Source organism: Micromonospora sp. KC207, from assembly GCF_004348615.1.
Lineage (GTDB): Bacteria > Actinomycetota > Actinomycetes > Mycobacteriales > Micromonosporaceae > Micromonospora.
In genome coordinates this window covers 15,002-31,062 of the sequence record NZ_SMKJ01000044.1, presented here as the reverse complement: position 1 = coordinate 31,062, position 16,061 = coordinate 15,002, and the positions used below count along the sequence as shown (strand labels likewise).

General features: G+C 69.2%; 11 protein-coding genes and 4 pseudogenes. 9 read left to right on the top strand and 6 right to left on the bottom strand.

The window, feature by feature from the left end; translation table 11 throughout:
* The first annotated feature begins 289 nt into the window (after positions 1-289).
* Complete coding sequence (gene gltX / locus E1258_RS08355) at positions 290-1,645, top strand: glutamate--tRNA ligase (RefSeq protein WP_243715281.1); 1,356 nt, start codon at positions 290-292, stop codon at positions 1,643-1,645.
* 124 nt (positions 1,646-1,769) lie between these two features.
* On the top strand, positions 1,770-3,488 hold the full coding sequence (gene argS / locus E1258_RS08350; RefSeq protein WP_132398382.1) for an arginine--tRNA ligase: 1,719 nt from the start codon (positions 1,770-1,772) through the stop codon (positions 3,486-3,488).
* 527 nt (positions 3,489-4,015) lie between these two features.
* Here argS and E1258_RS34520 read toward each other — a convergent pair.
* Both E1258_RS34520 and E1258_RS08340 read right to left on the bottom strand, forming a co-directional pair.
* On the bottom strand, positions 4,016-4,900 hold the full coding sequence (locus tag E1258_RS34520; RefSeq protein ID WP_243715278.1) for a hypothetical protein: 885 nt from the start codon (positions 4,898-4,900) through the stop codon (positions 4,016-4,018).
* Positions 4,897-5,529, bottom strand: coding sequence for an FkbM family methyltransferase (locus E1258_RS08340; RefSeq protein ID WP_243715280.1), 633 nt, complete (start codon positions 5,527-5,529; stop codon positions 4,897-4,899). The genes E1258_RS34520 and E1258_RS08340 overlap by 4 nt, the downstream gene beginning before the upstream one ends.
* 257 nt (positions 5,530-5,786) lie before the next feature.
* On the opposite strand from E1258_RS08340, the pseudogene E1258_RS08335 reads away from it, so the two are divergent.
* Positions 5,787-6,040, top strand: a pseudogene (locus E1258_RS08335) (alkaline phosphatase PhoX); the annotation flags it as partial.
* 76 nt (positions 6,041-6,116) lie between these two features.
* On the opposite strand, the gene E1258_RS08330 reads toward E1258_RS08335, so the two are convergent.
* Positions 6,117-6,467 (bottom strand): helix-turn-helix transcriptional regulator, encoded by a 351-nt coding sequence (locus E1258_RS08330; RefSeq protein WP_132398380.1) that lies wholly within the window; start codon positions 6,465-6,467, stop codon positions 6,117-6,119.
* Positions 6,468-6,530: 63 nt separating this feature from the next.
* Between E1258_RS08330 and E1258_RS08325 the strand changes: the two genes are divergently transcribed.
* From E1258_RS08325 to E1258_RS08310, 4 genes and pseudogenes are all read left to right on the top strand, one after another.
* Positions 6,531-7,634, top strand: coding sequence for an NAD(P)/FAD-dependent oxidoreductase (locus E1258_RS08325; RefSeq protein ID WP_207919471.1), 1,104 nt, complete (start codon positions 6,531-6,533; stop codon positions 7,632-7,634).
* Between the two features lie 224 nt (positions 7,635-7,858).
* Entirely contained in the window at positions 7,859-8,188 is a 330-nt protein-coding gene (locus E1258_RS08320; protein WP_132398378.1) for a helix-turn-helix transcriptional regulator, read from the top strand.
* Positions 8,188-8,676: pseudogene (locus tag E1258_RS08315) on the top strand (N-acetyltransferase family protein); the annotation flags it as partial. The gene E1258_RS08320 and the pseudogene E1258_RS08315, both read left to right, overlap by 1 nt.
* A 65-nt stretch (positions 8,677-8,741) precedes the next feature.
* On the top strand, positions 8,742-10,016 hold the full coding sequence (locus tag E1258_RS08310; RefSeq protein WP_132398374.1) for an MFS transporter: 1,275 nt from the start codon (positions 8,742-8,744) through the stop codon (positions 10,014-10,016).
* A 612-nt stretch (positions 10,017-10,628) separates the two neighbouring features.
* On the opposite strand, the gene E1258_RS08305 is transcribed toward E1258_RS08310, so the two are convergent.
* Entirely contained in the window at positions 10,629-11,297 is a 669-nt protein-coding gene (locus E1258_RS08305; RefSeq protein ID WP_132398372.1) for a TetR/AcrR family transcriptional regulator, read from the bottom strand.
* Positions 11,298-11,393: 96 nt separating this feature from the next.
* On the opposite strand from E1258_RS08305, the gene E1258_RS08300 reads away from it, so the two are divergent.
* Together E1258_RS08300 and E1258_RS33150 are read left to right on the top strand one after the other, a co-directional pair.
* Complete coding sequence (locus E1258_RS08300; RefSeq protein WP_132398391.1) at positions 11,394-12,353, top strand: NAD(P)-dependent alcohol dehydrogenase; 960 nt, start codon at positions 11,394-11,396, stop codon at positions 12,351-12,353.
* A 907-nt stretch (positions 12,354-13,260) separates the two neighbouring features.
* Positions 13,261-13,808, top strand: a pseudogene (locus tag E1258_RS33150) (transposase); the annotation flags it as partial.
* A 32-nt stretch (positions 13,809-13,840) separates the two neighbouring features.
* Here the strand turns inward: E1258_RS33150 and E1258_RS34515 are convergent.
* Both E1258_RS34515 and E1258_RS35555 read right to left on the bottom strand, forming a co-directional pair.
* A pseudogene (locus tag E1258_RS34515) lies at positions 13,841-14,264 on the bottom strand (helix-turn-helix domain-containing protein); the annotation flags it as partial.
* A 411-nt stretch (positions 14,265-14,675) separates the two neighbouring features.
* Entirely contained in the window at positions 14,676-15,347 is a 672-nt protein-coding gene (locus E1258_RS35555; RefSeq protein WP_132398366.1) for a response regulator transcription factor, read from the bottom strand.
* Positions 15,348-16,061: the final 714 nt, after the last annotated feature.

The following is a 16,061-nucleotide window of genomic DNA, read 5'->3' as shown; positions in this document are numbered from 1 at the left end:
CGTCGCCGACGAACAGCACCACACCCATTCGCCCTACCCAGCCTGCCAGGCAAGAATGAACACGCCGGCTACCCGGTGCGGCTGACGTAGAGAATGGCGTTGAACAACTACCCGGACGCCGCTGCTTCAGCATTCCGGTTACGGCAGGTTCGCGCAGGTAGGGGCACTACGTCTCGCCTCGGGAGCTCCGGGCGCGGATATCGGTGAGGCTGACCGCCGCTTGTTCGGTAGCCTGCTATCCGTGGCCAGTTCCGATCTCCGCGTTCGTTTCGCACCCTCCCCGACGGGCATGTTCCACGTGGGCAACGCCCGGTCCGTCCTGTTCAACTGGGTGCTGGCCCGACAGTCGGGCGGGACGATGGTGCTGCGGATCGAGGACACGGACGCGGCGCGGAACCGCCCGGAGTGGGTCCAGGGCATCCTCGACGCAATGGAGTGGCTCGGCATCGGCCCGGGTGAGTACGAGGGGCCGCTGTTTCAGTCCGACTATGCCCCGCAGCACCGGGAGGTTATCGACCGGCTCCTCGCCGCGGGGCTTGCCTACTACTGCGACTGCGCCCGGGATCAGGTCATCGCGCGGACGGGCAGCGAGCACAAGGGCTACGACGGTTTCTGCCGGGACCGTGGCCTGACCGCCGGGGACGGTCGCGCTTTGCGCTTCCGTACGCCGGATGACGGCTCGACCGTGATCGTCGATCTGGTGCGCGGAAAGCCGACCTTCGACAACGCGTTGATCGAGGACTTCGTGATCGCCCGTGGCGACGGGTCGCCGGTGTTCCTGCTGGCGAACGTGGTCGACGACATGGTCATGGGCATCACCCACGTGATCCGGGCGGAGGAGCACCTCCCCAACGCACCGAAGCAGCAACTGCTGTGGGAGGCGCTGGGCGCTGAGCCCCCGGTGTGGGTGCACGCGCCGATCCTGGTCAACGAGAAGCGGCAGAAGCTGTCCAAGCGCCGGGACCGGGTGGCCCTGGAGGACTTCCGCGCCGAGGGGTACCTCGCCGCGGCGATGCGGAACTATCTGATGCTGCTCGGGTGGGCGCCGTCCGGTGACCGCGAGATCCTGCCCTGGGACGACATCGTGGCGGAGTTTCGCCTGGAGGATGTCAACCCTTCTCCGGCGTTCTTCGACGTGAAGAAGCTCCGGGCCTTCAATGGGGACTACATCCGCGCACTGTCGGTGGAGGCGTTCGTCGAGGCGTGTCAGCCCTGGTTGAGCGCCGAGGCCACGCCGTGGCGGCCGGAGGCGTACGACGCAAAGGCGTTCGCTGTGGTCGCCGAACTGGCGCAGACCCGGATCGCGGTGCTCTCCGAGATCGTGCCCATGGTCGACTTCCTGTTCCTCGACGAGCCGGTCACCGATGAGGCAGCGTGGGCGAAGGCCATGAAGGCCGAGGCCCCGGCGCTGCTGGCCGCTGTGGTCGAGGCGTACGAGACGTGCGAGTGGCAGACCGAGGTGCTCAAGTCGACGCTGGAGGCGATCGGCGCAGATCGGGGGCTCAAGCTCGGCAAGGCCCAGGCGCCGGTACGGGTCGCGGTGACCGGCCGCAGCGTCGGGCTGCCGCTGTTCGAGTCCATCGAGATCCTCGGACGTGAGCGAACCGTGGCTCGCCTGCGAGCCGCCCTCGACCGCCTGAGCTGACCTCTTCGCGACCGGCGGATCGATCCGCCGGTCAACCTGGTCGTCGATCGATCCGCTCCCGAGCATTTCCCCGGCAGATCCGCCTCCCGCGTGAGGCGGATCGGAGCGAGATTGGCGTACCTTCATGGATCTTGAAAAGTTGCTGGCCGACCGGCTGGCGCAGGCGTTCTCGGCCATGGCCGGCGGGCCGGTCGACCCGGTCGTGCGGCGGTCGCAGCACGCCGACTACCAGTCCGACGCCGCCCTGGCCCTGGCGCGTCGGCTCGGCCGCCCGCCCCGGGACATCGCCACCGAGGTCCTCGACCGGGTGGAGCTGACGGACCTCTGCGCGGCCGTGGAGGTGTCCGGCCCGGGGTTCATCAACCTGACGGTCGCCGAGCAGGCTCTCGGCACCCTGCTGGCGCGGATGGCCACGGACCCCCGGCTCGGCGTCGCGGTGAGCGCCGCACCCCAGACGGTGGTCGTCGACTACTCGGCACCGAACGTGGCCAAGGAGATGCACGTCGGGCACCTCCGGTCGACCGTCATCGGCGACGCCGCCGTGCGGCTGCTGGAGTGGCTCGGGCACCGGGTGATCAAGGCCAACCACCTGGGCGACTGGGGCACCCCCTTCGGGATGCTCATCGAGCACCTGCTCGACCTGGGCGAGTCGGAGGCCGCCCACGAGCTGTCCGTCGGTGACCTGGACTCGTTCTACAAGGCGGCCAGGGCGAAGTTCGACGCCGACGACGCGTTCAAGGAACGGGCCCGGCTACGGGTGGTCGCCCTGCAGGGCGGCGACGAGCTGACCCTGCGGTTGTGGCGGCTGCTGGTCGCCGAGTCGGAGAAGTACTTCCTGACCGTCTACGACCAGCTCGGCGTCCTGCTCACCGAGCAGGACTTCTACGGTGAGAGCTACTACAACGACATGCTCGGCCCGGTGACCGAGGAGCTGGACGGGCTCGGTTTGCTGCGGAACAGCGGTGATGCCGCCTGCGTCTTCCCGGAGGGCTTCACCGGCCGCGACGGGCAGCCGTTGCCGATCATCGTGCGCAAGCGCGACGGCGGATACGGCTACGGTGCCACCGACCTCGCGGCGATCCGGCACCGGACCCGGGACCTCGGCGCGACCCGGCTGCTCTACGTGGTGGGCCTGCCGCAACGTCAGCACTTCGAGATGGTGTACGCGGTGGCCCGGCACGCCGGCTGGCTGAGCCCGCCCGCGGTGGCCGAACACATCGGCTTCGGCTCGATCCTCGGCTCGGACGGCAAGATGCTGCGCAGCCGGGCCGGCGGGTCGATCAAGCTCGTCGGACTGCTCGACGAGGCCGTGACCAGAGCCGCCGAACTGGCCCGGCAGAAGAACCCCGACCTGCCCGAGGCGGCCATCGCCGACGTCGCCCGCGCGGTCGGCATCGGCGCCATCAAGTACGCCGACCTGTCCACCGACCGGATCAAGGACTACGTCTTCGACTGGCAGCGGATGCTCTCCCTCGACGGCAACACCGCCCCGTATTTGCAGTACGCCCACGCCCGGATCCGGTCCATCTTCCGCCGCGCTGGGATCGGGCAGATCACCGCGGCATCGATCTCGATCGCGCACCCGGCCGAGCACGCCCTCGCCCTCGAACTGGTCAACTTCGGCACCGTCGTCACCGGCGTCGAGCAGACCCTGGAATTCCACCGGCTCGCCGGATACCTGCACACCCTCGCCGCCACCTTCAGCGGGTTCTACGAGCACTGCCCGGTCCTGCGCGCCGCTGGCGAGGTGCGCGACAGCCGGCTGGCCCTGTGCGACCTCACCGCCCGGGTCCTGCACCAAGGCCTGTACCTGCTGGGCATCACCACCCCGGACCGCATGTAGCCGGTCCTCGGCCCAACCACGTGTGCTCGCCGGACGGCAGGTCTACTCCCGAGCTAACTCCGCACTGAATCGTGCTTCCGGCAGACAGGCGCGGGACCGGGTGCCGAATGGCGGTGCGAGGCGGCCGAAGTTGGTGCCGAGTATCTCGTCGCTGAGCCGGAAGACCTCAGGTGCCCATGGTCCGACCCGGCCAGCGCCTGGGAGCCGGGCGGTGGCAAGGGTCGTGGTCAGCAGCCAACCTCGTGAGGACGGGGTGATGACGAGGCTTCCGTCTGCGTCGTTGCTTGCGGCGGGGACCAGCCGGTCGCCATCCCAGCGACCCCACGCCTTTCGAGAGGCTCTCTCGTCTGCAGACGTGGCCGCACCGAAGATCGTGCAGGTGCTGCCGATGGGGAACACATCCTCCGCGAGTTGCGCGACCGCGCCGGTGTCGGGTTCGTTTCCTTCCCGCGCGAGCAGGTTGACCGCGTGCAGCAGGACTCGGCGGTCCGACGGTGTCGCTTCCATGGCGGAGGTGAGCCGAGCGTTCAAGTCGGTGGGCTGAAACCCGTGCGGGTGAGGATGCCGTCGACGGAGAAGCCGCCGCGGTAGCCGAGGCGGCGTAGACCAACCCCGATCCGCTCAGTCTCGGTGACAAGGTCGACCGTGTCGCCGAGCATCGGAACGGCGCCAGCGCACAGGAAGGTCCCCTGCTCGGGGCGGGGAAGCGTCACGAGTTCCATGGGCGGAAACGGGATGACCCTGGTGGCGAGGGTCAGCCCGTGCAGGCGTACCGGGATTCCTTCGAGAAGTGGCATCAGCCGGACGCGCCAGGTTCCGGGTTCGGCGGTGGGGATGGTCGTCGGTGGTGGGCCGTCGCGCCACCACCAGATGCCGTCGCCGCCAGCCGACGGTGCGGCACCCCTGGGCTGGCAGGCGCAGACGACTCCGGTGCCCTGGTCGACGCTCGCCCCGAGCATCGCGAGGTCAGCGGTACCGTCACCGACGATCGACGGTGCGCGGGGTACCCCGGCGGCGTCCCAGAGCGTGTCGACCACGGTCTTGTCCTCGAACAGCCGCCACGCGGGCTGTCTCACGCCGAACCGGCGCCGGGCCCCGGCTTCTGGTGGATCGAGCGGGTCGGGTAGAACGAGCGTCGCGGTGCGGTCGGGGTCGAAGGCGTCGGCCGGCCCGGCGAGCCAGCCGGAGCCGTCGAGTCCGCCGACCGTGCGATGTTGCCATGCGAGGTGGTCGGACGCGCCGCGCAGTGTCCGGGGTCGGACCTCGGATGGTGCGTCGTCCAGGGCGATGGCGAGGCACCGGGCCGGGCCGAGCAGGGCCTGCCAGGCTTCTGCGTCGTCGGCGCGTCCGCAGACGACGATCAGTTTGCCGTCGGGTAGTAGCTGGTTGATCGGTAGGCCGGGCCTGCTCATCGGCGTCGCCGCCAGGGCCGGTCTGTTCGGTGCAGGATCAGGTTCGCTGGTGTCTCGTGGACGAGTTCGTAGGTTTCCGGGCCGAGGTGGCGGTGGATCGTCTGCGGGTGTCGGTCGGGGTGGTCGGCGTCGAACTCGATGACGACGATGCTCGGTCGGTACCGGGTGTGGTCGAAGGAGTCCCAGACGCCGAGTTCGGTGCCTTCGACGTCGATGCCGAGCAGGTCGATCTGGTCGATGCACCACTGGCCGAGGAGGTCTTCCAGGGTCCGGCAGGCGACGAGGATCTCCTGGTAGTCGGTGCCGCGCCGTTGCAGGCCGGACCAGGAGGGCTTGTGGGCGTACATGCCGAATGGCCAGAGTCCGGGGGTGGCGGACACGGCGCAGGTGTCCACGGCGCAGCAGCGGCGCCGAAGGCGCTGGTGGTTGCGAGGGTCGGCGTCCAGGCAGAGTCCGCGCCAGCCGCGGTTCTCGAAGTAGAGGCTGTTGCTGCCGCGTATGCCGTCGCCAGCGCCGATGTCGACGAACACTCCGTGGGCCGGGAGGTGGTAGTTCTCGGCGAGCCAGCGGTCCTCGCCCCACTGCGAGTGGTACGGCGCGGGTTGGGTGTAGGGCAGCACCGCCGTCATCCCCTCCACCGTTCGATCATGTTCCGCTCGCGGGCCCTGGTGCCACCGCTACCGGTTCATCTTCGAACACCACACCGGGTACGGTGTCGCGCGGCTGTGCCGCGTCCTGGCGGTGAAGCGTCGGCAGGGCTACTACGAGTGGATGGCGGCCCAACCAGCCCGGCAACAGCGTGCCGGTGCCGACGACGAGTTGGCCGGCGTCATCCGCGCCATCCATGCCGAGCACCGCGGCTCGTACGGCTCACCCCGAGTGACCGACGAGCGACGGCCTGTTCGCCGTCCCGGTCGAAGGCCCGGAACGCGGTCACATCAAGCAGTTCCTCACCGTGCCGCCCGGTGCCGAGCAGGCGTCAGCGCACATCGCACCGGACAACCGCACCGCCTTCGTCTCGGTGCAGCACCCCGGTGGGCCAGCATCGACAACCCGGCCTCCACCTGGCCGCACGGGGACTTCGCCCGTCCGGCCGTGATCACCGTCTGGCGTCTTGACGGCCGTCAGATCGGCGCCTGACCTTCACCCACCGGCGAGGTGCCATCCCTGACAGGGAGGGTGCCCTCATCGCGTTGCGGGCCGCTGCACCGGCATCTCAACAGCAGGTCAGCAGGTACGACCGGAGATCGGTCAAGGCGGTCAACACGCCGTCGCGGTCCGCCCGGTAGTAGACCGTCTTGCCGTCCCGCCGCGAGGTGACCACCCGACCTCGTCGCAGCAACGTCAGCTGCTGCGAGGCCGTAGCCTGACTGATCCCCGCCCGCTCGGCGATCTCCCCGACCGACAACTCCGCGCCCTGGGCGAACAGCATCATGATCCGCTGCCGGGTCGGACTCCCCAGAGCCTTGAGGAACTCCCGTGTGTCTTCCGCCAACGCGGCGGGGGCACCGCTCTGTTCTCCGGCCGCGGGGGCCGACGATGCCTGCTCGGACCTCGGCTGCTCCATGCCTCACACCCTCCCGCACCATCGTCAATTTGTCATTCAACAAAATGACGATATGATTTCGAGGTGACGACTTCTACAGAGCCCGTGATCATCGTGGGCGGTGGCCAGTCCGGCCTCGCCGCCGCCCACGCCGCCCTGTCGGCGAACCTGCGCCCCGTCATCCTGGAGGCAGGTGCCGAGCCGGTCGGCTCGTGGCCGGGCTACTACGACAGCCTCACCCTGTTCTCCCCGGCCCGCTACAGCGCGCTGCCCGGCCTGGCCTTCGACGACGCGGATCCCGACCGCCACCCGACCCGCGACGAGGTCACCGGCTACCTACGCCGCTACGCCGGCAGCATCGACGCGGACATCCGCACCAACGTTCTGGTCACCGCCGTCCATCCCCGGCCGGGCGGCGGCCACCTCGTGCACACCAGCGCCGGTGAGGAGATCGCGGCGGCAGGCATCGTCGCCGCCAGCGGCACCTTCGGGAACCCGCACCTGCCGGCACTTCCCGGCCAGGACGGCTACGCCGGCGAGGTGCGGCACGTCGCGCACTACCGGCGGCCCGAGCCGTACGCGGGCAAGCGGGTCGTCGTGGTCGGCGCCGGCAACTCCGCTGTCCAGGTCGCACACGAACTCGCCTCGCGGGCGAGGGTCACCCTGGCCACCCGCTCGCCCATCAAGTTCGTGCCCCAGCGCATCGGTGGCCGGGACCTGCACCACTGGCTGCACGTCACCGGCGCGGACCGACTACCCCGCGCGGTCCTGCTGCGCGTGATCCGCCACGCCGCCGTACTCGACACCGGCGCCTACCGCGACGCCCTCACCTGCGGCCTGCTCACCCGTCGGGACATGTTCACCGCCTTCACTCAAGAGGGCATCGTCTGGCCCGATGGCACATCCGAGCGCGTCGACGCGGTCATCTTCGCCACCGGCTACCGCCCGAACCTGGACTACCTAGCCCCGCTCGGTGCCCTCGCGCCGGGCGGCATGCCCCACCATGCGCACGGGATCTCCACCATTCATCCCGCACTGGTCTACCTGGGGCTGGAGTTCCAGCGATCGTTCGCCTCGAACACCCTGCGCGGCGTCGGCCGCGACGCCGCGCACGTCATCACCGCGCTGGCCGCGACCGTGTCCCGGGGCCGACCCCGCTTCACGCGGCGAGCGTCGGCTGCACGGTGAGCAGCGCGGCGACGCGCCGCTGCGCCAGAGGCGCGTCGACGCACGTGACCCGCCGCCGGTGTCCGGTTCTGCGACCCCTGCGCGCAGGGCACCACCACCGACGGCGCACCCAGCGCATCTGCGACGCCGCGCTCAGCGCCACGTACGCGGCCTACGGCCGGTGGTAGCGGGCCCGCCTGCTAGGATTAATCGCTGATCGGCGATGGACGATAGAAGGAGTGGTGATGGGCGACGAACTACTCGATCGGGCGACCGCGGAAACCTACGCCTCGTGGTTCCGGGCTCTCGCGGACCCGACGCGGGTGCAGATCGTGGAGTACCTGGCCCGCCAGGGGCATCCGATGAGCGTGGGCGAGATCGTCGCGGCGATCGGTCTGGCGCAGTCCACGGTGTCTCAGCACCTGAAGATCCTCACCAAGGTGCGGTTCGTCCTCGTGGAGCCGGTCGGCACCACCCGCCGCTACCGGATCAACGACGCCTGCGTCGGCTGCTTCCCATCGGCCGCCGATGTGATCATGGGCCGCCCCGCCCCCGACCCGATCGGAGCCTGCTGATGGCCGACATCGTCGTCCGCCCGATGACGGTTGGCGACGCCGCCCGGGTCCTGGCCATCTACCAGGCCGGCCTCGATGGTGGTGACGCCAGCTTCGAGACCACCGCACCGACCTGGGACGCGTTCGACGCCGCCAGGCTGCCGGAGCACCGCTTCGTGGCCGTCGACGGCGCTGTGCTCGGGTGGGTGGCGGTCTCACCGACCTCGACCCGCGCGGTGTATGCCGGCGTGGTCGAGCACTCCGTCTACGTCGACCCAGCCGCACGCGGGCGGGGAATAGCCAGGCTGCTGCTGGACACGCTGATCGCCTCGAGCGAGGCAGCCGGCATCTGGACCATCCAGTCCGGCGTCTTTCCCGAGAACGTCGCCAGCCTCGCCCTGCATGAGCGCGCCGGGTTCCGCGTGATTGGCACCCGCGAGCGGGTGGGACGCCACCACGGTCGGTGGCGCGACGTGATCCTGCTCGAACGCCGCAGCCCCACCACATCCCTGAGCCTGCTCACTTCCGACGCCGCACCCGCCAGCGCTCAGGCCGGCGGCTGCTGCGGCAGCTGATGCCCACCACCACGACGGTGCCCGCCGACCACCGCACGGTCGGCGGGCAACACACCCACGGTTGGCGGATCGTCGCCACCCTCGCCGCCACCTCCACCATCGGCTACGGCACCCTCTACTACGCCTACGCGGTCCTGCTCAACCCGATGGCTCTCGACCTCGGCGCGTCCACCACCGCCGTCACCGGAGCACTCACCGCCTCCGTCCTCGCCGGCGCCCTCATGGCCATCCCGGTCGGCCGGTGGCTCGACCACCATGGCGGTCGCGCGCTGATGACCGCCGGCTCGATCACCGCCACCGCCCTGCTCGTAGCCTGGTCCCAGGTCCACACCATCGGCCAGCTCTACGCCGTCATGATCGGCATCGGGATCACCGGCGCGATGGTGCTCTACGAGCCCGCATTCGCCGTCATCGTCGCTTGGTTCACCCCGGACCGACGCGCCACGGCCCTGCTGGCGGTTACGGTCGCGGCCGGCTTCGCCAGCACCATCTTCATGCCCCTGACCGGCCTACTGGCCGAACATTGCGGCTGGCGCGACGCGTTGCTCGTCCTCGCCGCCATCCACGGTCTGGTCACCGTGCCCCTACACGCGCTCACCATCCGCCGACCCCCGTCGCCAGCGATGAGGGCGCCCGCCGGCACCACACGGCGCGACCACGCCCAGCGGCGCGCGGTCGCCGCGTCCGCGATGCGCGACGCCCGGTTCTGGATCCTCGCCGGCGCCCTCTTCGCCCACGGCGCGGCCACCAGCACCATGACCGTGCACCTGATCGGTTACCTGGTCAGCCGCGGGCACCCCGCCACCTTCGCCGCCACCGCCGCCGGCCTGCTCGGCATCCTGTCCGTCACCGGTCGTCTCGTCCTCACCACCGCACGCCGACGCCTACCGGTCACCGGCATCGTCGCCGCCGTCTTCGCCATCCAGGCCGCCGCCGTCCTCGCAATGCCCCTACTGGCCGGTGCCCGCACCGGCGCGATCGTCACCGTCGTCGGCTTCGGCCTCGGCTTCGGCATGACCAGCCTCGCCGCCCCTTCCCTGCTCGCCGACCGGTACGGCACCACCGCCTACGCCACCATCGCCGGCCGCCTCGCCGCCCCCGTCACCATCGCCAAAGCCGCCGCCCCACTCGCCGCCACCGCCCTGCACACCGCCGCGGGATACGTGCCGCTGCTCGTCGCGGTCGCCGGATGCTGCGCGCTCGCCGCCATCGGCATGCTCAGCCGCGCCAGCAACGCCGCCGCCATCCCCGCCGGCTCGGACGCACCCGCGTGACATCGACGTGGCCCGAGCTGGCCGCCTCGACCCTAAGACGCGACAGCCGCACAGCCACCTCGACAGCCACTCCACCTCTCCGACGAGGTGTTGCGACGACCGGTTCAATCCGCCCTGTACGCCTCGGCCCTTATGGACGTCGGCCTCGGTGGTGAGCGGATCGGCCGACGTGTCATGAGGCTGGGCGACGGTCCTGGTCTCTATGCGAGAGCAGAACGCCCGCGCCGTCGGTGCCGTCAAATTGCATAAAGGGACTATCGGACAAGATCGACGTCGGTCAACCGCTTGATCGGCGACGGCCTAGTGTCGCGTCATTGGCCTGACCTGCCCAAACTCGGCGGTAGTGGGTCACCGGCGATGGCGGCGATGTGGTTCGCATGGTGGTGCCTCCGGCCCACGCACAGCCTCTGGGCTTGTGAAAGCGGATATCGCGGTACGCGAACCGTCTTGGCGAATGCGTCGTGAATTGGTGAAACGTGAGCGTCTGGGTGCCGCTCCACCCCGCGAGCCGACCCCAGTGTCCCGGCAGCACAAACCGCGCCCGATTCTCGGGACTGCCATCGGTCCACGGTGTCGCGGGGCCTCTGTGGTGCTGGGTCCGTCGGTGCTGGGTCAGTCCGTCGCGCTTCGGGCGCGTTCCAGGGCGTCCAAGATCAGTTCCAGGCCGTAGGTGAATTGGGTGGAGTGGTCGTAGTCAGGCCGCATGATGAGGTCGCTGCCCATCTCGGCCAGATGCGGGTAGTCCTCGGGACGGAACTGTTCCATGATCGAGCCGGTCAGCTCAATCAGTTCGCCGGGAGTGTTGAACGGCAGGCTGACCTCCTGCGCTGCAAAGCCGTAGATGTAGCTATCCAGCAGCGAGAAAGCACGGGCGGCCATGTCCAGCGAGAAGCCCCCTCGGCGCAGGCTGCCGATGACCGAGTCCAGGTTCCGCAGCATCGCCGGCCCGGGGCGGCTGCGGCTGAGCAGGACGGTCCAGCACGGGTGGCGGGCCAGCGCGGCGCGGGCTGAGACCGCGCGTCTGCGCATGCCCTCCCGCCAATCCACGTCCTCGGTCGGCAGTTCGAACTCACTCAGCACGAGCTCGGCTATGCCATCGAGCACCTCGTTCTTGTGGGCCACGTGCTTGTACAGCGACATCGCCTCGACGCCCAACTCCTGCCCCAGCCGGCGCATCGTCAGCGCGCCAAGGCCGTCCCGGTCGGCGAGATTGAGAGCGGCCATCAGGACACGCTCCCGGCTCAACGGCCGGCGCTGTCCGGTGTCGGTTCGGATCGGCATACCCACCTCCGTTGACAGCTTACTTAGTAGGCTGTAGCTTACAAAGTAAGCTCGATCTGGGGAGAAGTCACCATGGAAACCGCACAGAAGCCCACCATGAAAGCCGTCATCCAGCGCGAGTACGGCCCGCCCGACGTGCTCCGCCGCGCCGACCTCGGCTTCCCCGCCGTCGGTCCAGACGAGGTCCGCATCCGGGTGCACGGGGCCGGCATCGACCCCGGCGTCTGGTTCTTCCTGACCGGCCGACCATGGTTGGTCCGTGCTGCGGCGGGCATCCGCGCGCCGCGGCACACGGTGCCTGGACGGGCACTGGCCGGCCGGGTCGAGGTAGTCGGTGCGCAGGTCACCCGCTTTCGCCCGGGTGAGGATGTCTACGCCGAAGGGCTCGGCGCGTTTGCGGAGTATGCGGTCGTCCCCGAGCGGATGCTGGCCAGAAAGCCAGCGAACCTGACCTTCGAGCAAGCCGCCGCCATCCCGATATCGGCGACGACCGCACTGCAGGGCCTGCGCGACACCGGTCGCCTGCGGGCCGGCCAACACGTGCTGGTCAACGGCGCGACGGGTGGGGTCGGCACGTTCGCGGTGCAGATCGCCAAGGCGCTGGGCGCCGAGGTCACCGCGGTCTGCGCGCCGAACGCGGCCGAGCTGGTTCGCTCCCTCGGTGCCGACCACGTCGTCGACTACACCCGAGAGGACTTCACCGCCAGCACCCGGCGATACGACGTGATGTTCGACCTGGTCGGCAGCCACTCGCTGGCGCAATGCCGCCGGGTTCTCACCCCGAACGGCCGACTGGTGCTCTCCGCTGGCCCGCCAGCGCCGTGGCTGCGCCGCCGACTCGCCGCACTCGTCCTGTCACCACTCGTGAGCCGCACGATGGCGGCTCTCGACGCGCGACCGAACGCCGCCGACCTCGACGCGCTCCGCGAACTGGTAGAGGCCGGGCAGGTCACCCCCGTGATCGACCGCATATTCCCGCTGGAAGCCGCCGTCGACGCACTGCGCCACTACGGCTCGGGCCACGCCCGCGGCAAGACGGTGTTGTCGATCCAGTAGTTCGTTGTACGGGGATCCTGCCGACCGCTGGCCAGACGACTCCGTGTAGCTGGTCGCCAGAAATCGACCTCGACGACGACAAGATGAGGGATTGGCCACCGCGCCGATACCGCCCGCTGACCTCGCAGCAGGTACCGGATCGTCGACCGGATCAACGAGGCGAAACGGGGCGTGGAGAGCCACTCGATCCGCCACCGGCGTGACGCCTACCGTTGGGAAGATACCTTTTAGGGCGGGTCTGGCCGAGGCCGCCGTTGTGCCCCCGATAGCAGGGCACTCCTTCGCTGGGCTAGCGGCGCTGCGAGCTGACGGAATTCAGTGGCAACGGGTCACCGGCGATCGTGGCGGTGTGGTTCGCATGGTGGCACCTCCGGCCCACATCTGAACTGCAAAAATAGCTCGGCGTCACTACCTTGCCCTGCTCCTGGCGCGAGCATTTGTCGGATTTTGGGCTTTCGTGTGCGAGCACCCACCGAGCACCCAGCTCGCCGGGATGACGCCAGGCCCTCTCGCGTGCCGCCGCTGGCTGGGGCGCGTCCGGTGCCGCACGCTGACGCATGCCGACGAACTCGGCAGCGACGGGCGTGGGGGCGGCCTACCTCTGGCCAAGCCAACTGTGGCGTCGGTGTTGGGTGCGCAGGGCGAGCGACGAGGAGTGGCTCCGGCGATAACGGGCCGGTGCGGGTGTCTGGGGGTTGCGCGTGCCTGGCTATGGCGGACGAGATGGGCTCCGCCGAGATAGCCCCACCACTGGCTCACTGCCACTGTTCCTGGTTACCGAAAGTAGTCAGCGCTGTAGTGCCTACCGAGTGCCGAAAGGCGCCGAACCGCGCATTGTCTGCGGCTACTTGTTGCATTGATCTACGACCGCAGCCCGGCCAGGCTTGGTCGAGGTGACCGGCGGAGTGACATCTACTCCCGGTACGTCGTCGGCGCACGGGTGCACGCCCGCGAGTCCGGTCCGCTCGCCGAGTCGATGATGCGCGAGGTGTTCGGCGCCCACGGCGTCCCGCACGTCGTGCACGCCGACCGGGGCACCTCGATGACCTCGAAATCGGTGGCTGACCTGCTCGAAGACCTTCAGGTGACCCGCTCGCACTCCCGGCCGAAGACCTCCAACGACAACCCGTACAGCGAGGCCTGGCTCAAGACGTTGAAGTACGCGCCGGTCTTCCCGCACCGGTCCGCGTCCCTTGCCCAGGCGCGGGCGTTCATGACCGACTTCGTGACCTGGTACAACCACGCTCACCGGCACTCCGGGATCGGCCTGCACACCCCGCCGACGTCCACCACGGCCGCCACCACGCCGTCCGCGCCAACCGCGAAGACACCCTCGCCGCAGCCCGGACGGCGTACCCGCAACGGTTCGGCACCACCCGGCCACCACCCAAGATCCTCGACCTGCCCAACCAGGTCTGGACCAACAAACCCGAGCCGCAACGACAATCCGCTTAACGCCCGTTGGCCTCAATCCCTTGACACGTTCCGGTCTTGGCTGTCAGGCGGGGTTGGTGCCAGCTGGCTTGTTCGCGGATGCGCCGGTAGGTGGTGCGGAGGCGAACCGCGGGGCGTCCGAGCCCGCCAGATCCGGATGGTGGTCCAGGCTTTCGGGGTGGCGAGGAGGGCACGGATGCGCGTGCCGAGGCGGGTTCTGCCGTGGCGGGGGTAGCCGGATCGGGGTCGGTCGGGTAGGCCGGGCAGGCCTTCGGCGTCGTGTCGTCGGATCCAGCGGCGCACGGTGACGGGGTCGTCGTAGTGCAGGAGTTCGGCGATCTCGGCTGGGGGCATGCCGTCGGCGGAGAGCAGGATCATCACCGCCCGCACGGCGACGCGCCACTGTTGGTGCAGTGCGGTGAGTAGTTGCTGGTACTGGGCGTCGGTCAGGTTGGCGTAGGTCTGTGCCGGTCGCATACTGATCGTGGCCTCGCTGGTGTTTGCACGTTGTCGGAAACTTTATGCAAACCCAGCGAGGTCCACACCGCACGACGAGCCTCAACCCAGACGGTTACCGACAGGACTTACGGCAACCTGCTTATAACTCGATGGCATCGGGTCAAGGAGAGGGACCTCTGCCGCGGAAGCCGGAGTGCCCGGCCGCCCCGATCATGGTCAGCGGGTGTAGCGACTGAAGCAGCGGGCACAGCCCGCCGACGGCCATCGACGCGTCGCCGTGCACCCGGTGGATCGGGCGGTCCTCGACGAAACAGCAGCGGAAGCCGGGCGTGCCGTGGATCCGCTCGCGCCGGTGGCCCGAACGCTCGGCGGACCGTCGGCCTCGTTGAGGTAAGCGCTCACACAGGCGGACGCGGTGCGACTGGGGCGTCACATCAGAGACGGTTCGATCAGCCCCGATTTGATCGCGGTGACCACGGCCATCGTCCGGTTCGGCGAGCCGAGCTTGAGCAGCAGGCTCGCGACCAGGCGTTTCGCTCCGTGGTCGGAGATGCTCAGCCGACGGGCGATCTGCTTGTTGCTGAGCCCGTCGGCGAGCAGCGCCAGGGCCTCGCTCTCCCGGCTGGTCAGCTTGGCCGGTCGGGCTGCGCGCGAGGGCAGCGGGGCCGCCGCGCGCCGGATCAGTTCGCTTGCGAGTCGGGCCGGGATCTGGCTCTTGCCGACGGCCACCCGGCGGACCGCCTCGTCGAGGCCGGTTGGAGTCAGGTCCTGGCGGGCCAGGAAACCGTGGGCCCACGGGGGCGCGTCCTTGAGCGCGGTGCGCAGGTCGGTCGCGTCGACCAGGACGAGAACTTTGGTCTGGACGCCGTCCGGGAGCTGGCAGCTGCCGTAGCCGGCCTCCGCGATGATCAAAATGTCGACCGGAGTGGCCGACATGAGCTGGCAGGCCTGTTCCCAGCTCTCGCAGTGGATATCGTTTTCGACGATGGCGAGGTCGTCCAGTATGGAGCCCAGGCCGCGGCGCACGAGCTCACTGCTGGCGCAGACGGCGACGGTGAGGCGGAGGTCGACCGGCACTTCCCGCGATCCGATCTGGGTCATCGCTTGCGAATTCCCTTCAGGCCGCGGTTCGGCCGGGCTTGGTCGCCAACTAAGTGCGTAGAGAACGGCGGGAGCGGCAGCGCGGTTACGAGACTGCATTCGGCGTTGCCGAACCGTGATCGGTATCCCGAGTCTTCGCTGCCAAGCCTTCCAAAGGAAGGAACACTTCCGAAATCCACCGCAGATCCCCTTTCGTCACCAGCCGACCACCGTTTCCCCCGCTGTGGCGTGCGGTGGTCGGCGAGCTTCTGTCCTATACAGACAACCTTGCATGAGGCCGTTGGTCAACAGCTGGCGCATGTGAAACGACCAAGCCGGCGGATCGATCTTGAAAGCTCGGGATATCGATTGACTGTTGTCACTGTTTCGGGTTACGTTTCGGGTTTCGGGCATGATGAGGGCCCGGGCGGGGTGACCGGGTGTGCCCGTGGTGTTCCCTGTGGGCCGGGATCGGGGCCTTTCGTCTGGTCGGGGTGGTGGGTGCGGGGTTTATCCGGGTCTACTGACGTTCCTGTGGGTCAGGTTCCATGATCGTCCGGGCAGTGGTGGGTAGAGGCCGCCGCGGCGGAGGTTGGCCATGGTGATCAGCGCTTGCGCGCTGCGGTAGCCGTAGGCCTGGCGGGTCACACCCGTAGGTGGACGTTGCTGGCCTCGATGCGGGCGTTGGACAGTCCACTGTCGAGCATGTTTTGGATCGCGGGCAGTGGCGGCGGA

Bases quoted from the DNA above. Each gene is read 5' to 3' on its own strand.
- gltX (WP_243715281.1), top strand. From the start codon at position 290: ATGTTCCACGTGGGCAACGCCCGGTCCGTCCTGTTCAACTGGGTGCTG.
- argS (WP_132398382.1), top strand. From the start codon at position 1,770: ATGGATCTTGAAAAGTTGCTGGCCGACCGGCTGGCGCAGGCGTTCTCG.
- E1258_RS34520 (WP_243715278.1), bottom strand. From the start codon at position 4,900: ATGAGCAGGCCCGGCCTACCGATCAACCAGCTACTACCCGACGGCAAA.
- E1258_RS08340 (WP_243715280.1), bottom strand. From the start codon at position 5,529: ATGACGGCGGTGCTGCCCTACACCCAACCCGCGCCGTACCACTCGCAG.
- E1258_RS08330 (WP_132398380.1), bottom strand. From the start codon at position 6,467: ATGGAGCAGCCGAGGTCCGAGCAGGCATCGTCGGCCCCCGCGGCCGGA.
- E1258_RS08320 (WP_132398378.1), top strand. From the start codon at position 7,859: ATGGGCGACGAACTACTCGATCGGGCGACCGCGGAAACCTACGCCTCG.
- E1258_RS08310 (WP_132398374.1), top strand. From the start codon at position 8,742: ATGCCCACCACCACGACGGTGCCCGCCGACCACCGCACGGTCGGCGGG.
- E1258_RS08305 (WP_132398372.1), bottom strand. From the start codon at position 11,297: ATGCCGATCCGAACCGACACCGGACAGCGCCGGCCGTTGAGCCGGGAG.
- E1258_RS08300 (WP_132398391.1), top strand. From the start codon at position 11,394: ATGAAAGCCGTCATCCAGCGCGAGTACGGCCCGCCCGACGTGCTCCGC.
- E1258_RS35555 (WP_132398366.1), bottom strand. From the start codon at position 15,347: ATGACCCAGATCGGATCGCGGGAAGTGCCGGTCGACCTCCGCCTCACC.